Annotated in this window: 16 protein-coding genes; 8 read left to right on the forward strand and 8 right to left on the reverse strand. The window is 61.3% G+C overall.

Annotated elements, in window-relative coordinates; genetic code table 11:
- Nucleotides 1-71: 71 nt before the first annotated feature.
- From galM to galE, 4 genes are read right to left on the reverse strand one after another with little or no spacing between them, the layout of a single operon-like run.
- Nucleotides 72-1,061, reverse strand: a complete 990-nt coding sequence (gene galM / locus AACR93_RS09555; protein ID WP_043850615.1) for a galactose-1-epimerase — start codon at nt 1,059-1,061, stop codon at nt 72-74.
- Nucleotides 1,058-2,206, reverse strand: coding sequence for a galactokinase (gene galK, locus AACR93_RS09560; protein WP_043850616.1), 1,149 nt, complete (start codon nt 2,204-2,206; stop codon nt 1,058-1,060). Before galK ends, galM begins: the two co-directional genes overlap by 4 nt.
- Nucleotides 2,203-3,261 carry a UDP-glucose--hexose-1-phosphate uridylyltransferase gene (locus AACR93_RS09565; RefSeq protein WP_043850617.1) on the reverse strand — a complete coding sequence of 353 codons (1,059 nt, stop codon included), beginning with the start codon at nt 3,259-3,261 and terminating at the stop codon, nt 2,203-2,205. The genes galK and AACR93_RS09565 overlap by 4 nt, the downstream gene beginning before the upstream one ends.
- Nucleotides 3,262-3,321: 60 nt before the next feature.
- On the reverse strand, nt 3,322-4,335 hold the full coding sequence (gene galE / locus AACR93_RS09570; protein WP_043850618.1) for a UDP-glucose 4-epimerase GalE: 1,014 nt from the start codon (nt 4,333-4,335) through the stop codon (nt 3,322-3,324).
- A gap of 203 nt (nt 4,336-4,538) precedes the next feature.
- Here galE and AACR93_RS09575 point away from each other — a divergent pair, with 203 nt between their 5' ends.
- The 6 genes from AACR93_RS09575 to AACR93_RS09600 all read left to right on the forward strand — a co-directional run bounded on the left by AACR93_RS09575 (nt 4,539) and on the right by AACR93_RS09600 (nt 14,405).
- Complete coding sequence (locus tag AACR93_RS09575; RefSeq protein ID WP_042029539.1) at nt 4,539-5,546, forward strand: substrate-binding domain-containing protein; 1,008 nt, start codon at nt 4,539-4,541, stop codon at nt 5,544-5,546.
- Between the two features lie 179 nt (nt 5,547-5,725).
- Nucleotides 5,726-8,785 (forward strand): beta-galactosidase, encoded by a 3,060-nt coding sequence (locus tag AACR93_RS09580; RefSeq protein ID WP_043850619.1) that lies wholly within the window; start codon nt 5,726-5,728, stop codon nt 8,783-8,785.
- A gap of 244 nt (nt 8,786-9,029) precedes the next feature.
- On the forward strand, nt 9,030-10,019 hold the full coding sequence (gene mglB / locus AACR93_RS09585; RefSeq protein WP_041209758.1) for a galactose/glucose ABC transporter substrate-binding protein MglB: 990 nt from the start codon (nt 9,030-9,032) through the stop codon (nt 10,017-10,019).
- Between the two features lie 53 nt (nt 10,020-10,072).
- The gene (gene mglA / locus AACR93_RS09590) at nt 10,073-11,593 is read left to right on the forward strand and encodes a galactose/methyl galactoside ABC transporter ATP-binding protein MglA (protein ID WP_042029537.1); all 1,521 of its coding nucleotides are present in this window, start codon (nt 10,073-10,075) and stop codon (nt 11,591-11,593) included.
- A 16-nt stretch (nt 11,594-11,609) separates the two neighbouring features.
- Nucleotides 11,610-12,620, forward strand: coding sequence for a galactose/methyl galactoside ABC transporter permease MglC (mglC, locus tag AACR93_RS09595; RefSeq protein WP_040069707.1), 1,011 nt, complete (start codon nt 11,610-11,612; stop codon nt 12,618-12,620).
- A gap of 51 nt (nt 12,621-12,671) precedes the next feature.
- The gene (locus tag AACR93_RS09600; protein ID WP_043850620.1) at nt 12,672-14,405 is read left to right on the forward strand and encodes a methyl-accepting chemotaxis protein; all 1,734 of its coding nucleotides are present in this window, start codon (nt 12,672-12,674) and stop codon (nt 14,403-14,405) included.
- A 59-nt stretch (nt 14,406-14,464) separates the two neighbouring features.
- Here AACR93_RS09600 and trmA read toward each other — a convergent pair whose 3' ends face one another.
- On the reverse strand, nt 14,465-15,598 hold the full coding sequence (gene trmA, locus AACR93_RS09605) for a tRNA (uridine(54)-C5)-methyltransferase TrmA (protein WP_041209755.1): 1,134 nt from the start codon (nt 15,596-15,598) through the stop codon (nt 14,465-14,467).
- Nucleotides 15,599-15,768: 170 nt separating this feature from the next.
- Here trmA and AACR93_RS09610 point away from each other — a divergent pair, with 170 nt between their 5' ends.
- A complete protein-coding gene (locus AACR93_RS09610; protein ID WP_043850621.1) occupies nt 15,769-16,917 on the forward strand; it encodes a DUF5610 domain-containing protein in 1,149 nt (382 codons plus the stop codon).
- A 94-nt stretch (nt 16,918-17,011) separates the two neighbouring features.
- On the forward strand, nt 17,012-17,545 hold the full coding sequence (locus AACR93_RS09615; protein WP_043850622.1) for an ATP--cob(I)alamin adenosyltransferase: 534 nt from the start codon (nt 17,012-17,014) through the stop codon (nt 17,543-17,545).
- Between the two features lie 111 nt (nt 17,546-17,656).
- On the opposite strand, the gene malZ is transcribed toward AACR93_RS09615, so the two are convergent.
- The 3 genes from malZ to AACR93_RS09630 all read right to left on the reverse strand — a co-directional run bounded on the left by malZ (nt 17,657) and on the right by AACR93_RS09630 (nt 20,827).
- Nucleotides 17,657-19,486 (reverse strand): maltodextrin glucosidase, encoded by a 1,830-nt coding sequence (gene malZ, locus AACR93_RS09620; RefSeq protein WP_043850623.1) that lies wholly within the window; start codon nt 19,484-19,486, stop codon nt 17,657-17,659.
- Between the two features lie 5 nt (nt 19,487-19,491).
- A complete protein-coding gene (locus AACR93_RS09625) occupies nt 19,492-20,340 on the reverse strand; it encodes an HDOD domain-containing protein (RefSeq protein ID WP_040069699.1) in 849 nt (282 codons plus the stop codon).
- Between the two features lie 70 nt (nt 20,341-20,410).
- On the reverse strand, nt 20,411-20,827 hold the full coding sequence (locus tag AACR93_RS09630) for an META domain-containing protein (RefSeq protein WP_043850667.1): 417 nt from the start codon (nt 20,825-20,827) through the stop codon (nt 20,411-20,413).
- Between the last annotated feature and the right edge of the window lie 105 nt (nt 20,828-20,932).

Consider the following 20,932-nt stretch of genomic DNA (forward strand, 5'->3'; position numbering starts at 1 on the left):
AGGGTCTCGGGGCGGCTTATCTTGCTCGAATGTGGCTGGCGCTGCTACGGAAAAATTGTGAAACCTTTAAGTCAGTCGCGGATAAAGCGGTAGCGAGTCTGGTGGTGATAGCGCTCGCCCGGCACCAGCCAGGGGTCGCCCAGCTCGGGCCGGTTCGGACTGTCGGGCAGTTGCTGCGCCTCCAGACAGAAGCCGTCGTGATCCCGGTGCGCCAGACCCTGGCGATTCGGGGTATTGGCCAGCCAGTTGCCGCTGTATAACTGCAGCGAGGGCTGGTTGGTGTAGACCTCCATCGCCAGCTGTCTGTCACCCGATACCACGCGAGCAGCCCACTCCTGCGCCGGGCCGTTGAGCACAAAGGCGTGATCGTACCCCTTGGCCTGTTGCTGCTGGGGATGGCTCAGCCAATCCAGCCCGACAAGGCGCTCTTGGCGCAGATCGAATGGCCCCTCCACCGGGGTGATGGCGATCGGCAAACCGCTTGGGTCGGTCGGCAGGAAGTGGTCGGCATTGATGCTGATGAGGTGGTCACGCACATCGCCGCTGTCGGGGTTGTCATCGAGATTGAAGTAGGCATGGCTGGTGAGGCTGACCGGCGTAGCGGCATCCGTACTGGCGATAAAATCCACCACCAGATCGCTCTGCTCCAGCCGGTACTCCAGGGTTACCCGCAGATTGCCGGGAAAGCCCTGATCCCCCGCCCGGGAGAGCAGCGCCAGCTTGACCCGATCCGCTTCCAGCTCCTTGATTTGCCACCGCTGACGATGAAAGCCCGCCTGCCCGCCATGCAGGCAGTTGGGTGCCTGATTGGCATCCAGTGACCAGCGCTGGCCATCACGCAGTAGCTCGGCGCCGCCGATGCGGTTGGCAAAACGTCCCGCCACCGCGCCTAGCCACACCTGTTGGGCGGGATAGGCGTCGTCGGCACAACCCAGCAGGACTTCGCGCCGTTTGCCCGCCACCGGCAGGGTGAGGGAGGTGAGGGTAGCGCCGAAGTCGAGGCCGCGCAGGCGCAGCCCCTCCTCGTTTTCCAGTTCGAATGGCGTCATGGCGCTGCTCATAGCTTGCCTGCACCGGCGCTGGCAGAGCAGACGTAGCAGTCAGCCTTGAGGCCGAAGCGGGTCGGATACTCGGCCTCAACCGCGGCGATCACCTCGGCCACCTTCTCGGGGCGCAGCAGGGCGACCACGCAGCCGCCGAAGCCGCCGCCAGTCATCCGCACGCCACCTTCGGTGCCGATCCTGGCCTTGATGATCTCCACCAGACCGTCGATGGCGGGCACTGTGATTTCGAAGTCATCACGCATGGCGGCGTGTGAATCGGCCATCAGCTCGCCGAGACGAACCAGATCCCCTTGCGCCAGCGCATCGGCGGCGGCCAGGGTGCGGGTATTGTCGCCTACCACGTGGCGGGCACGGCGGTAGCAGACCTCATCCAGTCCGGCCTTGCCCGCTTCGAGAGCCGCCAGATCGAGATCGCGCAGTGCCTTGACTCCGTAGTGGCGGGCGGCCGCTTCGCACTGCTGGCGACGGGTGTTGTATTCGCTGTCCACCAGACCACGGCGCACATTGGAGTTGACGATCAGTACCGCCAGATCGGTGGGCATGGGGATGAGGCGGGTTTCCAGCGAGCGGCAGTCGAGCAGCAGGGCGTGGTCGGTTTTGCCGCTGGCGGAGATCATCTGATCCATGATGCCGCAGTTGCAGCCGACGAACTTGTTCTCCGCCTGCTGACCGTTGAGGGCGATCTCGGCCTGAGTGATGGTGAGCCCCAGCGCCTCCTTGAAGGCCTGACCGATGGCCACTTCCAGCGAGGCGGAGGAGGAGAGTCCCGCCCCCTGCGGCACGTTGCCGGAAACCACCAGATCGAGGCCGCGCAGGGCATAACCGCGCTCCTGCAGATATTTCACCACGCCGCGGATGTAGTCGCTCCAGCGCTGGCTGGGGTGGTGCTCGATGGGCTGGTCGAGGTCGAACTGGTCGCGCTGGTTGCCGTAGTCGGCGGCGATCACCTGCACTTGTCGGTCATCGCGCAGGCCGATGGCGACGCAGGTCTCGTAGTCGATGGCGCAGGGCAGCACGAAGCCGTCGTTGTAGTCGGTATGTTCACCGATGAGGTTGACGCGGCCGGGGGCACGCACCAGCAGATCGGGCGCTTTGGCAAATTGCTCGGCAAAAACGGTGCTGACGCGTTGGCTCGGGGTCATAGGGCCTCCTCATTGGTTTGATTGGTCTGGTTGTAGTGAATGGGGCTCAGCGCGCGCAGCCGCTCGGCGGCCTGCTCCGGAGTCAGGTCGCGCTGGGTTTCGGCCAGCATCTCGAAGCCGACCATGAATTTGCGCACGGTGGCGGAGCGCAGCAGGGGCGGATAGAAGTGGGCATGCAACTGCCACGCATCGGGGCAATCCGACTTGGGCGGTGCAAAGTGCCAGCCCATGGAGTAGGGAAAGCTGCACTCGAACAGGTTGTCGTAGCGGCTGGTGAGTTCCTTGAGCGCCACCGCCAGATCCTGTTGCTGGGCCTTGGTCAGGTTGAGCATGGAGGGGACGTGCGCCTTGGGCAGCAGCAGGGTTTCGAACGGCCAGGCGGCCCAGAAGGGAACTACGGCGAGCCAGTGCTCGGTCTCCACCACGATGCGCGAGCGATCCGCCAGCTCCCGCTCCACATACTCCAGCAGCATGGGACGGCCATGCTCGGCCAGCCAGTCACGCTGGTGCTGCTCTTCGCGGGCGATCTCGTTGGGCAGGAAATCGCTGCCCCAGATCTGGCCGTGGGGGTGCGGGTTGGAGCAGCCCATGACGGCGCCTTTGTTTTCAAATACCTGCACCCACTCCCACTGGGCCGACAACTCGGCGACCTGATCCATCCAGGTGGTGATCACCCCTTCGATGGCGGGCAGCGGTAGCTCGGGCAGGGTCTTGCCGTGATCCGGCGAGAAGCAGATCACCCGGCTGGTGCCGCGGGCGGCCTCCAGTTTCAGCAGGGGATCGCTGGCGCTATCGGCGGCCGGGGTATCCTGCATCAGGGCGGCGAAGTCGTTGGTAAAGACGAAGGTGCCCTTGTAATCGGGGTTGATGTCGCCGGTGACCCGGGTGTTGCCTGCGCAGAGGAAGCAGTCGGGATCGTGTGCCTGTTTGGGGGCCTGACTCACCTTCTCCACCTGCCCCTGCCAGGGGCGTTTGGCCCGGTGGGGGGAGACCAGCACATACTGGCCGGTCAGCGGGTTGAAGCGGCGATGGGGATGATCGACGGGGTTGAACATCATCTCTCCTGAATAAGGTATTGAAAAATAGAGTCGTTTATTACCGGGGAGCAGGCGGGCCTACTCCTCGTAACCGTTCGGATTGGCGGACTGCCAGCGCCAGCTGTCGGCGCACATGGCGTCTATGTCCCGGATTGCCTGCCAGCCCAGATCGCGCTCGGCCTTGGCCGGATCGGCCCAGCAGGCGGCGATATCGCCCGGGCGACGCGGTTCGATGCGAAACGGCAGCGGCTTGCCGCAGGCATTGGAGAAGGCGGCGACCAGCTGCAATACGCTCTGGCCCTGGCCGGTGCCCAGGTTGTAGGTGTGCACGCCACCCTTGCCAGCGCAGTGTTGCAGTGCCTTGACGTGCCCCTCGGCGAGATCCATCACGTGGATGTAGTCGCGCACGCCGGTGCCATCCACAGTTGGGTAATCGTTTCCAAAGACCGACAGGCAGTCGCGACGGCCGATGGCGACCTGAGTGATATAGGGCATCAGATTGTTGGGAATGCCTTGGGGATCTTCCCCCATGGTGCCCGACTCGTGGGCGCCGACCGGATTGAAGTAGCGCAGCAGGGTCATGCTCCAGTGCGGCTCGGCCAGGTGCAAATCCTCGAGGATCTCCTCGATGATCAGCTTGGAGCGACCGTAGGGGTTGGTAGCGCTGCGGGGGAAATCCTCGCGGATCGGCAGACTGGCGGGATCGCCGTAGACGGTCGCCGAGGAGCTGAACACCAGATTGTGCACGCCAGCCCGCTTCATCGCCTGCAGCAGGGTGAGGGTGCCGCCGAGGTTGTTCTCGTAGTAATCCAGTGGAATGCGGGTCGACTCGCCGACCGCCTTGAGGGCGGCAAAGTGGATTACTGCGTCGATCTGCTGCTCGGCGAAGATCCGGTCCAGCAGGGTGGCATCGCGAATATCCCCTTGATAGAACACGGGTTGCTGGCCGCTGATAGCCGCGACTCGAGTCAACACGCTGCGCTTGCTGTTGCAGAGGTTGTCCACCACGACCGGGGTCATGCCTGCGGCTTGCAGGGCCAGAGAGGTGTGGCTGCCGATATATCCGCAGCCGCCGGTGACCAGAACCTTCATCTTGCTCTCCACTGAAAAAGTGTCTGGAAGCAGTCTAGCCGAGGGGTTGGCTTGCAAACTGTGAACTTGCTTGCAAAATGGTGTAAACGATTACACTGCTTTTGTGATCGCTTCTCTGGCAGATCGTGCGTTATCCCCTGTTTTCAATGGGGTTGGTGGGTATAATGGTCAATCTGTCGCAGAGTGAAATAAGTGAAAACAGCATGAGTACCATCAAGGATGTCGCCCGTTTGGCCAATGTGTCGGTGGCAACGGTTTCACGGGTGATGAACAACTCGCCCAAGGCCAGTGCCGCCTCCCGCGCCGCCGTCCAGAAGGCGATGACGGAGCTGGGCTATACCCCCAACGCCAACGCGCGGGCGCTGGTCAGCCAGACCTGCGATACCATGGGCGTCGTAGTGGGAGACGTGGCGGATCCCTTCTTCGGGGCTCTGGTGAAGGGGGTCTCCGGTGTGGCCGTCGAGCAGAATCTCCACCTGTTGATGGGTAACGGTTTTCACAAGGCGCGCCAGGAGCGCGAGGCGATCGAGCTGCTGATCGGCAAGCGCTGCGAGGCTCTGGTGGTGCACAGCAAGGCGCTCAGCGACGAAGAGCTCTGCGACTACGCCATGCGGGTGCCCGGCATGGTGCTTATCAATCGCGATATTCCTGCCATCAAGGGGCGCTGCATCGCCCTCAACAACCGGCTGGGGGCCGCCACGGCAACCCGTCATCTGATCGAGCTGGGTCACCGCCACATCGCTTTTATCAGCTCGGATCACGCCATCGAAGATGCCACCTTGCGGCTGCAGGGGTATCAGGACGGGTTGGCAGAGGCTGGTCTGGCGGCGGATCCCGAGCTTATCGAGAGCGGCACGCCGAACGAGGAGGGGGGCGAGCGCGCCATGCTCAACCTGTTGGCCAAGGGGCTCAAGGTGACCGCTGTGGTGGCCTATAACGATGCCATGGCGGCCGGAGCCATCTCGGTGCTGGCGGACAACGGGCTGCGGGTGCCGGAGGAGGTTTCGGTGGTGGGCTTCGATGACATCATCTACGCCAGATACCTGAGGCCCAAGCTCTCCACCATGCGGTACCCCATCGAGTTGATGGCGAGTCAGGCAGCCAAGCTGGCGTTGCAGCTGGCGGCAGGGGAGAGCGAGGCACAGCAGAACCGCATCTATACCCCGACCTTGATCAATCGTCACTCGGTAGCGCCGGTTCGCGCTGGATAGGGGCCGTTTGCAGCTCATTTCTCGAGCTTTTATTGTTTTACCTATTTTTAATGGTTTTTACTCCGCTTTACTTAACAAAATTAGTGTAATCGTTTACATCTGTGTGAGCGAGATCGCCGATCCCCTAGCCACACTTCTCTAGACTGGAATACGTTTTCCAGTCATCAGGGAGAAGGGGAATGCTCAGGGAGATAGTGGCGCGTCAGGATTGGCAGACTCAGGTGATTACTTCGGTAAACCGCCTGGCAGCCCATACCCCCATGTTCAGCTGGCGTAGCGAAGCGGATGCCAGAGACGATCTCCTTTCACCCTCACGCCGTTCACTGGATGGCGAGTGGCGCTTCTCCTTCTTTGCCGCTCCCGAGCTGGTGCCCGAGAGCTGGCTGGCGCAGGATCTGGCGGATGCCTGTCCCATTACAGTGCCGGGCAACTGGCAGCTGGATGCCGCCTATCCGGCAGCACGGCCACTTACCGATGGCCCCATCTACACCAATATCAAGTACCCCTTTCCCTGCGATCCGCCTCGGGTGCCTGCAGAGAACCCCACCGGTTGCTACTCCCGTGAGTTCGAACTTCCGGCCGACTGGCTGGCCAGCGGCCAGAGCCGGATCATCTTCGACGGGGTGAGCAGCGCCTTCCACCTGTTCTGCAACGGTCGCTGGGTCGGTTACTCTCAGGACAGCCGGTTGCCCGCCGAATTCGATCTGACCCCATATCTGCAGGCCGGTCGCAACCGGCTGGCGGTGCTGGTGTTGCGCTGGTCCGACGGCTCCTATCTGGAAGATCAGGATATGTGGTGGCTGTCTGGGATCTTCCGTTCCGTCAGTCTGTTGCACAAGTCGGCCCGTCATCTGATGGATATTCGGGTCACCCCCGAGCTGGATGCCCGCTATCGGGATGGCCGCCTCAAGATTGCACTGCAGGCGGCCAATGCAGTTGGCCTCTCGGTGGAGGCCAATCTCTATGACGGTGGCGAGCGGGTTGCGACCCTGTGTCAGCCGATCGGTACCCAAGCCATTGATGAAAAAGGGGCATATGACGATCGCGCCGAGCTGTGGCTCGATGTGGCTGCGCCGCACCAGTGGAGCGCCGAGACGCCTCACCTCTATCGCCTGACCCTGACCCTGCTGGACGAGCAGGGCGAGCCTATCGAGAGCGAAGCCTATGATGTGGGCTTTCGGACAGTGGAGATCCGTGGCGGTCTGCTGCGGGTCAACGGTCAGCCGCTGCTTATTCGCGGTGCCAACCGTCACGAACACCACCCCGCCAAAGGGTATGCCATTGATCGCGCCACCATGGAGCGGGATCTGCTGCTGATGAAGCGGCACAACTTCAACGCGGTGCGCTGCTCCCACTATCCCAACCATCCCGACTTCTATCGCCTCTGCGATCGGCTCGGCCTTTATGTGGTGGATGAGGCGAATCTGGAGACCCACGGCATGACCCCCATGGGGCGCCTGGCGCGGGATCCCGCCTGGAGCAACGCCTTTCTGGAGCGGGCCACCCGCATGGTGGCACGGGATTTCAACCACCCCTCCATCATCATCTGGTCGCTGGGCAACGAGTCGGGTTACGGCCCGGCCCACGATGCCATGTATGGCTGGATCAAGCGCAGCGACCCGAGCCGTCCGGTACAGTATGAGGGGGGCGGGGCCGATACCCCGGCGACCGACATCATCTGCCCCATGTATGCCAGAACCCATCAGGATCAACCCTTCCCGGCGGTGCCCAAGTGGGCGCTGGCCAAGTGGATCGGCCTGCCCGAGGAGCATCGGCCGCTGATCCTCTGCGAATATGCTCATGCCATGGGCAACAGTCTGGGAGGCTATGCCCACTACTGGCAGGCGTTTCGCGATCATCCGAGATTGCAGGGGGGCTTTGTCTGGGATTGGGTCGATCAGGGGCTCGACAAATACACCGCCGATGGCCGCCACTATTGGGGCTATGGCGGCGACTTCGGTGATGTGCAAAACGATCGCCAGTTTTGCTGCAACGGCCTGCTGTTCCCGGATCGCACTCCCCATCCCACGCTGTTCGAGGCAAAGCGCGCCCAGCAGCCGTTCCGCTTCACTTTGCTTGAGCACACCCCGCTGCGAGTGCGGATCGAGAGCGAATATCTGTTCCGTACCACCGACAACGAGCGGCTTTGCTGGCAGCTGAGTGAAAACGGCCAAGTGGTGCTGGAGGGAGAGGTGTCTCTCGCGCTGGCAGCGCAAGGAGTGGTCGAGTTGACCCTGAGCGGGACGCTACCCGCCTTTGCGGCAGGCTCGCTGGCCTGGCTCGATCTGGCCATCTTGCAGCCGAATGCCACCCCATGGTCGGAGGCTGGGCACGAGGTGGCGCGCCAGCAATTCATGCTGCCGTCACCGCTGGCGCTACCTGCACCAGTCAGACCTGCGGCTATGGTGGAGCAGGCCGATGGCTGGCTGGTCACCACTGCTAACACTCAGTGGCGGCTCGACAAGCAGAGCGGTCGCATCACCAGCTGGCAGAAATCGGGGCAGGAGCAGCTGCTGGCGCCGATCATGGATCACTTCTACCGCGCGCCGCTCGACAACGACATTGGCACCAGCGAAGCGGATCACGCCGACCCCAACTCCTGGATTGCCCGCTGGCAGGTCTGTGGCCTCGAGCAGTGGCAGCACCGCTGTCTGGGCGTGGTGGTTGCCGGCAGCGAGCTGAGGGTGACTCACGGCTATTTCCATCAGGATCAATTGCAACTGCTGAGCCATTGGCATCACCGCTTTGCTGACGACGGCACCATGAGTCTCGACATCGAGTGCGAGCTGGCGCAGGTGCTGCCTTCGCTGCCGCGGATCGGTCTGCTAATCCATCTGGCTGACCCGGTTGAGCAGGTGCAGTGGCTGGGACGCGGCCCCCACGAAAACTATCTGGATCGCCTGCTGGGCGCCGATCAGGGTCGCTGGAGCCTGCCGCTGGAGGCCATGCACACCCCTTACGTCTTCCCGACCGACAACGGCTTGCGCTGCGATACCCGCGAGCTGCAGCTGGGCGGGCTGCAGGTGAGTGGCGCTTTCCATTTCAGCGTCAGTCGCTTCAGCCAGCAGCAGCTGGCCACTGCCCGTCACCAGAGCGATCTGGTGGCAGAGGAGGGGCTGTGGGTCTGCCTCGATGGTGCTCACATGGGAGTGGGCGGGGATGACTCCTGGAGCCAGAGCGTGCGCCCCGAGTATCAGCTGACTGCCCGTCGCTATCGCTGGCACTGCACCCTTGGTTGAGCTTTTTGACAACAGCCTGTTAGCGACTAGCCTCAATGCTGCGGAATAGATTGAGTCCAAAAATTAACGCTTGAATTTATGTTTTTGAAAAATAAGAAAAAGATTCAATGTAACAGAGTGTAATCGTTTTCATTTTGTCGTCATGATCACAGAAGAAATGACAACAAATTGATTACATTGAATGGCGATTGCTCAATAGCTCGCCACCCTACAACTCATGGATAGATACATCGGAGCACACACAATGAAAAAAATGACGACCGTTGCTGCCCTGCTGCTGGGCCTGATGGCTGGTGCCACTGCTGCCCACGCTGAAACCCGCATCGGGGTGACCGTCTACAAATATGACGACAACTTCATGGCGGTGGTGCGCAAGGCGATCGAGAAGGAAGCGGCTGCCAACCCCGGGGTTGAGCTGCTGATGAACGACTCCCAGAACGACCAGTCCAAGCAGAACGACCAGATCGACGTGCTGCTGGCCAAGGGCGTGAAGGCGCTGGCCATCAACCTGGTTGACCCGGCTGCCGCTCCCGTGGTGATTGAAAAGGCCCGTGGCGAAGATATTCCGGTAGTCTTCTACAACAAGGAGCCGAGTGCTGCCGATCTGGCCAGCTACGACAAGGCCTACTACGTAGGTACCGACTCCAAGGAGTCAGGCATCATCCAGGGTCACCTGATTGCCAAACACTGGAAAGCCAATCCGGCCTGGGATCTGAACAAGGATGGCGTTATTCAGTACGTGCTGCTGAAAGGGGAGCCGGGCCACCCGGATGCCGAAGCGCGCACCACTTACGTCATCAAGACCCTGAATGACGGCGGCATCAAGACCCAGCAGCTGCACATGGATACCGGTATGTGGGATACCGCCATGGCCAAGGACAAGATGGACGCTTGGATCTCCGGCCCGAACGCCAACAAGATCGAAGTGGTCATCGCCAACAACGACGGCATGGCGATGGGCGCTGTCGAGTCACTGAAAGCACAGGGCAAGACTGCCATTCCGGTATTCGGTGTCGATGCGCTGCCTGAAGCGCTGGCACTGGTGAAGAGCGGTGCCATGGCCGGTACCGTGTTGAACGATGCGGCCAACCAGGCCAAGGCGACCTACGAGCTGACCAAGAACCTGGCTGAAGGTAAAGCGGCCGGTGAAGGCACCAAGTGGAACATCGTCAACAAGGTCGTGCGTGTTCCCTACGTCGGCGTAGATAAAGACAACCTGTCCCAATTCGAATAATTCCCTCCTCCAGGGCAAGGGAGATCCCCTTGCCCTTTTTTCAACCAGATGTGATGGCTGATATGACAACACAGCAACAATCAGAATGGCTGTTGGAGATGATTGACGTCAGTAAGAGCTTTCCTGGCGTCAAGGCACTCGATAATGTCAATTTACGGGTCCGTCCTCATTCTGTGCATGCGTTGATGGGCGAGAACGGGGCGGGAAAATCGACACTGCTCAAGTGCCTGTTCGGCATCTACGAGAAGGATCAGGGCAAGATCTTCTTCAAGGGGCAGGAGATCAACTTCACCTCCTCCAAAGAGGCGCTGGAGAACGGCGTTTCCATGGTGCATCAGGAGCTCAACCTGGTGCTGCAGCGCTCCGTAATGGACAACATGTGGCTAGGTCGCTACCCGACCAAAGGGTGGTTCATCGACCACGGCAAGATGTACGAAGACACCAAACGCATCTTCGAGGAGCTGGATATCGACATCGACCCGCGGGTCAAGGTAGCGACCCTCTCCGTCTCCCAGATGCAGATGATCGAGATCGCCAAGGCGTTCTCCTACGATGCCAAGATCGTCATCATGGATGAACCCACTTCCTCGCTGACCGAGAAAGAGGTGAGTCATCTCTTCAAGATCATCAACAAGCTGAAGGACAAGGGGTGCGGCATCGTCTACATCTCCCACAAGATGGAAGAGATCTTCCAGCTCTGTGACGAGATCACCATATTGCGGGATGGCCAGTGGGTGGCGACCCAGCCGCTCAAGGGGATGACCATGGATCAGATCATCGGCATGATGGTCGGTCGCGAGCTCACCCAGCGCTTCCCGGAAAAAACCAACCAGCCGAAAGAGGTGATCCTCGAGGTCGAACATCTGACGGCGAAGAACCAGCCCTCCATTCAGGACATCACCTTCAACCTGCACAAGGGTGAGATCCTCGGTGTCGCCGGGCTGGTCGGGGCCAAGCGCACCGATATCGTCGAGACCCTGTTCGGCATTCGCGATCGCAGCCAGGGCAGCATCAAGCTGCACGGCAAAGAGGTGGCCAACCACAACGCCCACGAAGCGATACGCAACGGCTTTGCGCTGGTGACCGAGGAGCGCCGCTCTACCGGTATCTACTCCCGTCTCGATATCGCCTTCAACTCCCTGATCGCCAACATGGACAACTACAAGGGCTCCATGGGGCTGCTCAGCGACAACAAGATGAAGAGCGATACTCAGTGGGTCATCGACTCCATGCGGGTCAAGACGCCGACCCAGCAGACCCAGATTGGCTCCCTCTCCGGGGGCAACCAGCAGAAGGTGATCATCGGCCGCTGGCTGTTGACCCAGCCGGAGATCCTGATGCTGGATGAGCCCACCCGTGGCATCGATGTGGGGGCCAAGTTCGAGATCTATCAGCTCATTCTGGAGCTGGCGAAGAAGGAGAAGGGGATCATCATCATCTCCTCCGAAATGCCCGAACTGCTCGGCATCACCGACCGCATCATGGTCATGAGCAATGGCAGGGTCGCCGGGATCGTCAATACCAAAGAAACTGACCAGAGCGAGATACTGCGCCTGGCATCTCTGTACCTCTAGAGACAGGAAGACATTTATGGAGTCGGCTAAAAATTTCAATCTGATGCGGGCGCTCAAGGAGAACGGCATCTACGTGGTGCTGCTGGTGCTGCTCATGATCATCGTGATCAAGGAACCCTCCTTCCTGAGCCTCACCAACTTCAGCAACATCCTGACCCAGTCCTCGGTGCGGGTCATTATCGCGCTGGGGGTGGCAGGTATCATCATCACCCAGGGGACAGATCTCTCGGCCGGTCGTCAGGTCGGTCTGGCAGCGCTCATCGCGGCGACCATGCTGCAGGCGTTGACCAACGTCAACAAGGTCTTCCCGACGCTGGGGGAGGTGCCCATTCCTGCGGTAATTCTGCTGGTGTGCGTGGTGGGAGCCCTGATAGGTCTGGTCAACGGTCTTATCGTCGCCTATCTGAACGTGACCCCCTTTATCACAACCTTGGGGACCATGATCATCGTCTACGGTATCAACTCCCTCTACTTTGACTCGGTAGGGGCTTCGCCGGTAGCCGGTTTTGACCCCCGCTTCTCCAGCTTCGCCCAGGGTTTTATCCGGATCGGCGGCTTCAAGCTCTCCTATCTCACCTTCTACGCGGCCATCGCCAGCGTCTTTGTCTGGGTGCTGTGGAACAAGACCCGCTTTGGCAAGAACATCTTCGCCATCGGCGGCAACCCGGAAGCGGCCAAGGTTTCCGGCGTCAACGTGGCGGTCAATCTGGTGATGATCTATGCGCTGGCTGGGGTCTTCTACGCCTTCGGCGGTATGCTGGAAGCGGGCCGGATCGGTAGTGCCACCAACAACCTCGGCTTCATGTACGAGCTGGATGCCATCGCAGCCTGCGTGGTGGGCGGGGTGTCGTTTGCCGGCGGGGTGGGAACTGTCGCAGGTGTGATCACCGGCGTACTTATCTTCACCCTGATCAACTATGGTTTGACCTATATCGGCGTCAGCCCTTACTGGCAGTTCATCATCAAGGGCGGCATCATCATTCTGGCGGTGGCACTGGACTCCATGAAGTACGCCAAGAAGAAATAACGATTGGCAGGGAGGGTTGGCGTTGCCAACCCTCTCTTCTGGAGGGATCCCATGCCATTCAAGGTCAAGATTTACGTCCTGTTGCTGCTGGCCATTCTGGTCACCATAGGTACCGCCTGGTTCAGCGTCAATCACTTCATCAGCGCCTACATCCGCACCCAGGCGACCAAGAACATCAATGAACAGATCACTCTGGTCAAAGAGAAGCTGGCCAGCGACATCAATCAAAAAATCCTGCTGGCCGCCAACCTCAACTTCGGGGTGACCAACGTCAAGAAGACCCTGCAAGAGACCGGCTTTCACAATATCGTCAAAGTGATCGGCGACATGGCCTTCGACGTGAGCGGTGTCATCAACGATACGGCCAAGGTCGATGCGCTGCGCAAGCTGATCCCCGCCGCCAACAACCAGATCACCGTCAGCCCGCTGCAACAGGTGGATGGCAAGCCGGTCATCACCATACTGGTGCCGCGAGGTGCCGATTCGGCCTATCTCTACTACCTCGACATGAGCGAGTTCAAGAGCCTGCTGGAGAAAATGAGCGGCGAGGGGCGCTACTTCTCGCTGGCCGATGGCCAGGGCAATGAGCTCTACAACAGCAAACCGCAGGGGGAGAGCGAAGCGCGCCCCAATCAGCTGGATATTCGCGGCAACAGCTGGACCCTGACCGGCTACATCGACCTCGACTACATCCAGACCATGACCCGGGCCCTCAACGGCCAGATCATCATGGCGCTGCTTGGTGTTGCCGTGGTGGTGATGGTACTCGCCATACTGGCGCTCAACGTGGCTTATCGCCCCATCCTCTCGCTGCGGGATCTGGTGCTGGAGCTCTCTCGCGGCAGTGGCGATCTCACCCGCCGGCTGGCGGTGACCAGTACCGATGATCTGGGCCAGATCTCGGCCGGCATCAACCGCTTTATCGAGCGGCTGCAGGAGATGATGGGCGAGGTGCAGGAGGCGAGCGGTCAGCTCAACAGCGGCATTGCCGGATTGGCCAGCCAGACCGGCGCTGCCCAGTCCCTGCTGGCGGATCATGTGCGCGAGACCGAGCAGGTGGTGACTGCCATCAACGAGATGAGCCGCACCGCAGTCTCGGTGTCGGAAAGTGCAGCCAGCACCGCCCAACTCACCGGCCAGAGCCAGCAACTGGCGAGCCAGTCGCGGCAGGTGGTGGATCAGGCGATGGCCAGCGTGATGGCGCTGGTGGACGAGGTGGAGGAGACGGCCCGCTCCATCGAGGCGATGCAGCAGGATGTGCAGCAGATAGGCTCCGTGCTGGGGGTGATCGGCAGCATTGCCGAGCAGACCAACCTGTTGGCCCTCAACGCTGCTATCGAGGCGGCTCGTGCTGGCGAGCAGGGGCGTGGCTTTGCAGTGGTGGCCGATGAGGTTCGCTCCCTTGCCGCCCGCACCCAGCAGAGCACGGCGGAGATCCAGACCATGCTGGCCAGCCTGCAACGGGGCAGCCGCACCGTGGTGGAGGCGATGGAGAACACCAAGCAGAGTTGTCAGGGGGCGGCCGAGAACACTACCAGGGTCAACGAGTCGCTGGATCTGATGGCGGGAGAGGTGGTGGAGATCAATGATCTCATCAGCCATATCGCCACGGCGGCGGAGCAGCAGAGCGCAGTGGCGGAGGAGATCAACCGCAACATGAGCGCCATCGCCGAGGTGATCCGCCAGCTGACCCACAACGGGGAGGCGACGGTCGCCAGTTCAGGTTCGATGCAGCAGACCTACGACCGGCTCAGGGAGATAGTGAGCCACTTCCGGCTGCGGTAATGGCCGGATACGCCATAAAAAAACAGGGCCAAGCGGCCCTGTTTTTTTATCCCTTAGAATCAACCCGCCTTGCGGCGCAGGTAGACTCCGGCCTCCATGTGGTGGGTCCAGGGGAACTGGTCGAACAGGGCAAAGCGGGCGATCTCGTGGGTATCGCCCAGCACGGCCATGTTGGCTTGCAGAGTCTCGGGGTTGCAGGAGATGTAGAGGATGTTGTCGTACTCCTGCACCAGCTTGACGGTGGCATCGTCGAGACCGGCGCGGGGCGGGTCGACGAAGATGGTGTTGCACTGGTAAGCGCCGAGATCGACCCCCTTGAGGCGGTTGAACTCCCGCTCGCCGCGCATCGCCATGGTGAACTCCTCGGCCGACATGCGCAGGATGATCAGGTTGTCGACGCCGTTGGCGGCGATGTTGAACTGGGCGGAGTCCACGCTCGGCTTGGCGATCTCGGTGGCCAGCACCTTGCGGAAGTTCTGCGCCAGCGCAATGGAGAAGTTGCCGTTGCCGCAATAGAGCTCCAGCAGATCCCCTTCGCTCCCCTTGGTGACTTCCAGCGCCCAGCCCAGCATCTGCTCGTTGATGGCGGCGTTGGGCTGGGTGAAGCTGTTCTCCACCTGCTTGTAGATGAGCTGGCGACCGGCCACGTTGAGCTGCTCGATGACAAAGTCATCGCCCAGACAAATCTTCTGCTTGTGGGCGCGGCCAATCAGCTGCAGCTCGAAACCCTTGGCGCGCAGATCGGCCTGCAGTGCCTCGGCGGCCTGCTGCCACTCGTTCTCCAGCTTGCGATGGTAGAGCAGGCTGACGATGATCTGGCCGGACTGGGTGGAGAGGTAGTCAATCTGGAACAGCTTGCGACGCAGCACCTGATGGGGACGCAGCCCCTCCAGCAGCACCGGCATCAGCTGGTTGATGAGGCGGCTGGCAGTGGGGAAGTGGTCGACCCGGATAATCTCTTTGGTCGCCGGGGCATACATGCAGTGAAAGAGGTCATCCCCCTCGTGCCAGATGCGAAATTCGGCGCGCATCCGGTAGTACTCCGCCGGTGAGCTGTGCACCTCCAGCGCGGGAGGGTTGAAGCTGGCAAACAGCCCGGTGAGGCGCGCGCTCTTCTCATCGAGCTGGGCCTGGTAGTCGGCCGGGGTTCTTGGCGCCGGAGCATCCGCAGAAGGCTGTTGGGACTGGGTCATAGATACCTCATGTGCACACCGGCCGGGCCGGGTCGAAATCGCGGGATGGCAACAGGCCACCCAAAGGGGCCCGATTTTAAAAGCCAGCCGCAGATTGTCCAGCATTTTGTGGTCAAGAAGTGTTCAGTCAGGCCGATACCGGATCTACAGGCATGGTGGGAGGACACATTATGCAGATCGACGGCGTGGGCGCAGCCCAACCCAAGGGAGTGGGTGTTTCTCCCAAATCGCCGCAACAGGCGGAGTCAAAACAGCTCAACAGCGAGGATGAGGTCTCCCTGCACAAGCCCCCGAAGTGGGCGCAGGTGCTGATCCAGCAGGCGCTGCAGTTTGCGCTGGAGATTAACGGGCAGAGCTATCAGGCGCCCAAGACCCAGGATCAGCCGGAAGAGGTTACCCCGGATACCCTGTTCGACTTCCAGTCGGTGGCGGACAACGTGTTGCAGTTTGTCACAGGGCGGCTGGGTGCGGCCCGTGCCGACGGCAAGTCGGATGATGCCCTGACCGGCATGATGGAGCAGGCTCGCAAAGGGGTGGACAAGGGGTTTGGTGACGCTCGCAAGCAGCTGGGTGACTGGGCTGACAACGGCGATATCAAGACCGGCATGGATCAGAGCTACAAGTTGATCCAGAAGGGGCTCGACGAGTTCGAGAAGGAGTTCTTTGGCAAGGTCTCCACGACCGATATGGGGCAGGCCGAGATGGCCAGTCGCCAGCAGGGGTCGCTGGAGATCCAGACCAAGGATGGCGACAAGGTGGTGCTGCGCTTCAACGACAGCTGGCAGACCCGATCCCAGAAGAGCGACAGCGGCAGCCAGTTCAGTCTCAAATCGAGCCAGAGTTTCAGCTTTTCACTGGAGGGTGATCTCAGCAAGGAGGAGATGGACTCCATCGGCAAGCTGGTCAAGGGGATCGACGGTCTGGCTGGCGACTTCTTCTCCGGCAATCTGGACGATGTGCTGAAGAAGGCAGGCGACCTGAAGCTGGATGACACCCAGCTTGCCTCTTACTCGCTCAAGCTCAAGCAGAGCGTCAAGCTGAGCCAGACCTATCAGGGAGCCAGCTCCCTGCAGGATCTGCTCAAGCCGTTTGCCGACTATCTGCCCAAGCTGGACGAGGTACAGAAGCAGGCCGATGCCGTGCTGCCGGAGTCCCAGCAGCAGGCGCTGACCCCGGCCGTGCTGGCTGCGCGTGGTCAGACTGATCCGGCGCAGGTCAGTAGCTTCACCAGCTTCAACGAACGCATGCTGCAGGCATTGCGGATGCTGAGCCAGTTCCAGCCCGCGACCGACCCTGCAAGCAGCGGCAAGAGTGCCTGAGTGCTTGCCATCGGGATTGATTAACTCCTGACCGGCCGTTTGCCAGCTCCTGCGGGGGCTGGCAAACTGGCCTTTTTCCCGATGCGGCCAGCCAATGAACCCGAAAAAGCCCCGAGACAAGCGCGAGCTTTGCTACCCCTTCATCTTCGAAACCTCGCTCAAGTGTGACTTCGAGATCGCCACCGACGAGCTCTGCTGCCAGGTCGGTGCCGTGCTGTCACACCTCTCGCCGGATGCCGATATTGCGCCCATGCTGGCGGATCTCGCGGCGTTGCAGCGCCTTATCTATAACCTCAACGGTTCGGTGCGCGGCAAGCTGGGGATCTTCGAGGCAGACCTTGAGTGGCTCAAGGCCCGTTACGACCACTACAACGAGGCGAGCCGGGGCCGGGTCACCGGTTTTGTGCTGCCGCAAGGGCCGCAGCCGATCCCGACCCTTCATCTGTGCCGCTGTGGCAGCAAGAAGGTGGTGCGGTTGCTGGTACGCCTCGAGGAGAGTGGCGTCAGCTTCGACCCCATCCTCTACCGCTTTGCCAACCTGCTGGCCAACTTCTTCTTCGTGCTCACCGTCTATCTCAAACAGCTATGGCAGGTGCCGGAAGTGCCCTACGTCAGCATCAACTACTGATGCTCAGCCCGGTTCGCAGGTGCTCTGCACAAGGGCACTGCCGGCCAGCTGTGGCGCATAAAAAAACCGGAGCAACAGGCTCCGGTTTTTTTATTGGCGAGATAACGCTCTTCAACTGGAGAGCAGCACCCGGGCCGAGTTGGCCGGAATGGTCAGCTGCAGCTCCCCCTGCACCACTTCGAACTTCTCGCCGTTGAAGGCGTCGGTGAAGCGGCTGGCGGGGCTCGCGGTCTGCCACAGGGGCAGGCTGATGGTACGCGGCTCGCTCGGGCGGCGGTTGCAGGCCACCACCACCTGATCGCTTTGCAGGGTGCGGGCAAACACATAGCTGTGGGGGCCGGCATAGAGGGTCTGGATATCACCGCGGCGCAGCGAGGGACGCTGACGGCGGATCTGGATCAGCCGGCGATAGTGGTCGTGCAGCACGTGATCCCAGGCCGTGGTCTCCCACGGGAAGCAGCGGCGACAGTCCGGGTCGTTGCCGCCGGAGAGCCCCACTTCGTCGCCGTAGTAGATGGAGGGCACGCCGATATAGGTGAGCAGCAACGTGGCCGCGAGGCGCATCCGCTGCTTGTCCTCGCCCAGCAGGTGGAGGAAGCGGGCGGTATCGTGGCTGTCCAGCAGATTGAACTGGGCCAGCTGGTTCTTGAACGGGATGTGAGCCCGCGCCAGTTTGAGCCAGCGATCCAGCTCTTCGGCGCTGATCTTGATGGGGTGGTAGGCGATATCCTTGCCGGCCAGGAAGGCGCGGATCGGATGGGCGAAGCCGTAGTAGTTCATGGCGCCGTCCTCCTGATCCCCCTGCAGCCACTGGCTCGCCTCGAAGAAGTGCTCGCCGAGCACGTAGGCGTCCGGGTTCTCCTGCTTCACCGCGCCGCGAATGGCGCGCACGTGGCCGCTGTTGCCTTCGGCGGTGCCGCGCTCACCCAGCATGTGGATGACGTCGAAGCGCCAGCCGTCGATCTGGTAGGGGGCGCGCATCCAGTAGCGCAGGATGGCATCATCAGCCCGATAGACGGCGTCCTGCACCTTCTCGCAGGAAAAGTCGAGCTTGGGCAGGCTGCGAATGCCCTTCCAACTGACGTAATCCCCTTCGTTGTCAAAGGTGTAGAAGCTGCGCCACGGCGAATCCGGGTTGCTCTGGGCGCCGAGCGGCGGGCAGAACCAGGGGTGCTGGGTCGAGGTGTGGTTGACCACAGCATCTAGAATGATCTTCATGCCGCGCTGGTGCAGGTTGCGGGTCAGCTCGGCGAACTGCTCGTTGCTGCCGAGGTGGGCATCCACCTTGAAGTAGTCCAGGGTGTCGTACTTGTGGTTGCTCGGCGAATCGAAGATGGGGTTGAGGTAGAGCGCCGTCACCCCGAGGGATTGCAGGTAGTGCAGCTTGGCATCGATCCCCGCCAGATCGCCGCCATAGAATTCGCAGGCGCCATGCCCCTCTTCGTGACGACTGACCGGCTCGCCCCACGCCTTGCTGATGACCGCCTTGCCGCGGTACTCGTACTCGTGATGCTTGACGCTGAGGGACGGGTCGCCGTTGCAGAAGCGGTCGGGGAAGATCTGATAGAACACCTGATCCTGCACCCAGGTCGGTGGCTGGTGCAGGCTGTTGAAGCGAAAATGCTGCTCGCGCGGCGGCATGGCGGCGCTGACGCCAGCGCCGTGCAGCCACCACTGCTCCTCGTCGGTCAGGCACTTGAAGCAGTAAAGGTGGATATCCTGCCCCTTGCCAAGTGGCAGGTTCACCTGCCATACCTGCAGCCGGTCGCGGGTCGAGATCGCCGTCATCGGGATCAGGTACTCCTCGTTGTCCGGCTCGTGGCGCAGCCACACCTCGTGGATGGGGGCATCCAGCTCGCTGAACAGGGTCAGTTGCAGGGCATCGGCGCTCTCTTTGAACCAGGGCGCCACCTGGGGATGAAACAGAAACGGATGGGTCATGATGCTTATTGAGTCAGAAGATCGGCGAGGGCATTACCCTGTTCATGCAGTGTTTCGAGCTGGCCGGCCAGCGATTTGGGATCCAGTCCCAGCTGATCGGCGAGCGGTTTGGGGAAGCGGGCGATGATGGCCTGGGCAGGTACGCCCGCGTTCCAGGCGAAGGAGATGAAGACCGCCAGCCGGATCAGTACCGCCTCCTTGCTGACCGGATCGTGGGAGAGGGGATCCAGCTGCTGGGAGATAGCGTCAACGAAGCTCTCCGACAGGTTCCAGCGCCGCGCCAGCTCGGCACCGAGCTGGGCATAGTCATAGCCCAGCATCTCGCGCTGGGCCTCGACCCGGCTGCTCCCCTTCTGGATCGCCAGATTGATGAGCTCCGCCTCTTCCGGCAAGGTGCTCTGGATCAGCAGCTCGCCGATGTTGTGGATGAGGGCGCAGGTAAAGGCGGTCTCGGGGTCGAGCACCCTGGCTTCCTGCGCCAGCGTCTTGGCGATGGTGGCGACCTGAAAGGTCTCGGTCCAGAACTTGTTCTTGTCGAAGCTGGGGGGCGCCTTGAAGCTGCCGATGATGCCGGAGGCGACCACGATGGAGCGCAACCGGTTGAAGCCGAGGCGGATCACCGCCTGATCGATGGAGGTCACTTCGTTGCCACGGCGCAGGGCGGCCGAGTTGGCCATCCGCAGCACCTTGACGCTGATCACCTGATCCATGGCGATCTTGGCCGCAATCTCGTCGATGCGGGCATTCTCGTCGTTGAAGCTCTGCATCAACTCGTGCAGCAGCTTGGGAATGGTGGGGAGTTGTTTGATCTTGTCAAACAGACGATCCATCGACATGGCTGAGGCAGCCTCCATTGCGAACACTGCCTCATATTGTGCCACAGCCGGGCAACATGTTCCTGTTTGTAATGCCGGTTTGTGAGCCCTAGAGCACCCAGTCGCGCAGGGTGTATTCCAAACGGTGCTGTTTGCCCTGCAGTACCAGGTCTTGGCTGGAGCCGCTCAGGGTCGCCCCCTCGGTCAGGGTGGTCAACACGGCCTGTTCTATGGTGTCGAGCGGGGGCATGCAGGCCATCTCGGTGTTGCCCAAGCTGGTGACCCAGAACCTGTCCCCTTTCATATGGCCCTGACCGAAGTAGCGGTTGCAGCCGGCGATGCCGTTGACGGTGAAGTGCTCGCCGATCTCGAAGTCGGGTGGATTGTCGCGCAAGGCGGCAACCGGTTCGCCATCCAGCTTGCTCAATACCCAGTGGTGATGTTGCAGATCCTGCCGGACAAAGGGGGCTGAACTGCAGCCGGCGAGCAGGAAGAGGGGGATGAGCAGGAGTGACAATCTGGACATGGCGGGGCTCCGGTTGATGGGAGCCGCAAGCATAGCCTGTTTGCTTGCCCCGTAGCAGGGCGGAAGCTGGGGCGACCGACCGCTTCTGTCGCCCCTTTGTCGCCA

The sequence above is a fragment of the Aeromonas sp. L_1B5_3 genome (genome assembly GCF_963866575.1).
GTDB classification, from domain to species: domain Bacteria; phylum Pseudomonadota; class Gammaproteobacteria; order Enterobacterales; family Aeromonadaceae; genus Aeromonas; species Aeromonas jandaei.